The sequence below is a fragment of the Areca yellow leaf disease phytoplasma genome (assembly GCF_041920595.1).
In genome coordinates this window covers 483,740-484,713 of the sequence record NZ_CP169277.1, presented here as the reverse complement: position 1 = coordinate 484,713, position 974 = coordinate 483,740, and the positions used below count along the sequence as shown (strand labels likewise).

The 974-nt window shown below is 35.0% G+C and carries 1 protein-coding gene; it reads left to right on the top strand.

The window, feature by feature from the left end; genetic code table 11:
- Positions 1-287 precede the first annotated feature (287 nt).
- Complete coding sequence (locus ACEW7V_RS02745) at positions 288-413, top strand: hypothetical protein (protein ID WP_374695368.1); 126 nt, start codon at positions 288-290, stop codon at positions 411-413.
- Positions 414-974 lie beyond the last annotated feature (561 nt).

Sequence of the window (974 nt, the reverse complement as noted above, 5' to 3'; positions counted from 1 at the left end):
CACATGTATTGGTTTCAATTGCTGTACCATCCAGTTTTCCTTTTAATTCAGGAACAACTAAAACTAATAGCTTTCTGGCAGCCTCTAGTAGAAACGGCACCATTAAAGGCTGCCAGCTCTACCGCGACGTGTCCAAATGCCTTTGGGATGGTTTTGATCAATTAAACTTTGGCGCCCAAGCAGCAAAGTCTTAAATGACACACCCCGGCATCAACCAAGCTTTTTATGACTACCGTTCATAGTTACCGTGACCAAAGTTTAATTGATCAAAACCATCCCAAAGGCATTTGGACACGATCGCGGTAGAGGCTGCAGCCTTTAATATGGTGCCAAGTTCTGCTACTGGAGCTGCCAAAGCTATTAGTTTAGTTATTCCTGAATTAAAAGGAAAACTGGATGGATACAGCAATTAGAGTTCCTACAATTACAGGCTCTTTGAGTTGATACCCAGAGGACTGACTCAGAAGCCACTCCAGAAGCCATCAATGAAGCTTTCAAAAAAGCTGCTAATGAAACCTAGCCTACGTTACAGATCCTATTGTTTCCTCAGATGTTATTGGAACAAGTTATGGTTCTTTATATGATTCTCACACTTTGCAAGTCCTCAAAGAAAACCTAAATTTATTAAATTAATGTCTTGGTATGACAATGAAATGAGTTATGTTAGTCAATTAGTAAGATTGCTTCACAAAGTATAGCAACTTTAGTTTAATCGCTTTTGAATCTATCTTTATTACAAATAAACCCTTGAACCATTTTTTTTGAAAGGTAATTTTATTTTCTTCTATTCTCTCCTTTGCAACCCTTCAAAAATATTGTTATCACCTTATTATTAATTAAATTTATTATCAATATCTTTTATTAATGATTTTCTATTAGCGATCATCCACTATTTTTTCTCCGCTTTTTTCCCTTAGTTTATATTTTTGTTGCAACATTATATTATTATAAAATATTATCAAAAGCAATACGTA